Origin of the sequence: Arthrobacter sp. 9V (assembly GCF_902506065.1) — a bacterium.
Classification (GTDB): domain Bacteria; phylum Actinomycetota; class Actinomycetes; order Actinomycetales; family Micrococcaceae; genus Arthrobacter.
This window is the reverse complement of sequence record NZ_LR733003.1, coordinates 1-1,266: the sequence shown is the minus strand read 5'-3', so window position 1 is coordinate 1,266 and position 1,266 is coordinate 1. Positions and strand designations below refer to the sequence as shown.

Annotated in this window: 1 protein-coding gene; it reads right to left on the bottom strand. The window is 69.4% G+C overall.

Annotated elements, in window-relative coordinates; translation table 11 throughout:
- Positions 1–1,052: acid phosphatase (locus BACI9J_RS23220; RefSeq protein WP_159736702.1), on the bottom strand; the 1,052-nt coding region annotated here is incomplete at its 3' end.
- Positions 1,053–1,266 lie beyond the last annotated feature (214 nt).

The window sequence follows — 1,266 nt, the reverse complement described above, 5'->3', positions numbered from 1 at the left end:
AGCAGGGGGTAGCCCGACGGCAGCGCGGTCGTCCGGAGCACCTCTCGGATCTGGGCGTCGCTGAGGTACGGCAGGCGGGTCCGCAGGAGCGCTTCAGCACCCTTCGGCACCGTGGCCGGGGTGGTCTTCGCGCCGGTGCGCGCGAACCCGTACGTCAGACGTTTGCGGTAGTTCTTCTTGTCCGCTGCGTAGTCCGCGTACCGATCGACCGCGCTCGGGCCGGCTGCGGCGAGGACCTTCTCCGCCTGCTGGTGCGCCTGCTGCTCGAGCTGCGTGTTGGCCGGGTCGTTCAGGACGGCCGCTGCCAGCGCAGTCGCCAGGACCCGTCCGCCCATGACGTCGAGCGGCGAGTGCATCCCCGCGACGATCCGACTGTTGCCGATCTCCGAGCCGTTGGTGAGGAGCTCGGTGTACTTCTCCGGGTACGCGTACGCGAAGGCCAGAGATGCCAGGTAGCCGGCGTTGGTGTGTCCGCTGGGGAAGCCGCCGTCCGTGGCGGGCGTCGGGGACTTCTCGGGGACGAGCTGCGGCAGCACCTTGACGTCCTGGCTCTGCCGGTACGGCCGCGGGTACTGGTAGTACTTCTTCGCGTTGCTGGCAGAGGAGTAGTCGCCCCGCAGCGTGTTCACCAGCTGGACGACGTCGCCGAGCTCCGAATCGGTGTCCGCCCACGCGCCCTTCGCGTTGCCCTGGTCGGCGTACTGCTTCGTCGTGGCGTCCGCCGGGATCTCGTCGGGGATCGTCGTGCCCGCGTTCGTCGCGGTCCGCACCGCGTCGGACAGGTCACCGAAACCCGCGATGGCCGAGTAACTCTGGTTCCGTCGGTCGATCAGGTACGCCTCGTGCCCCTGCGCATCCGTCCGGGTCTGCGTGGTCCGCGCTGCCTGCGCGATGTTCGAGTCCAGGATCCGCTGCGCTGCAGCGCTGGTGGCGACCCCGTTGTCCCACGACGATCCCGGGCGCCACAGGGTGCCGAACTGCGACAGCACCCCGGTCGCGGCGTTCGTCTCCGGCGTCGTGGCGGCAGGGGTGTTCGTCTTGTAGGTGTCCACGAAGTACCCGTAGGCGCCTGGACGCGGCGCGGTCCGGGATGTCGCCGCAGATGCGCCCGCCGGAGCGATCAAGGACACGGCGCACGCCACCGCCAGGACCCCCATCACCGTGCGGGCCCGACGTCTCGGAACAGCGATCAGGAACCGGCGCATGGCGTTCTCTCCACTCGAAGCGTGGTCACACGATTCGGTGACACAGAGCAGAAGCGTGGCG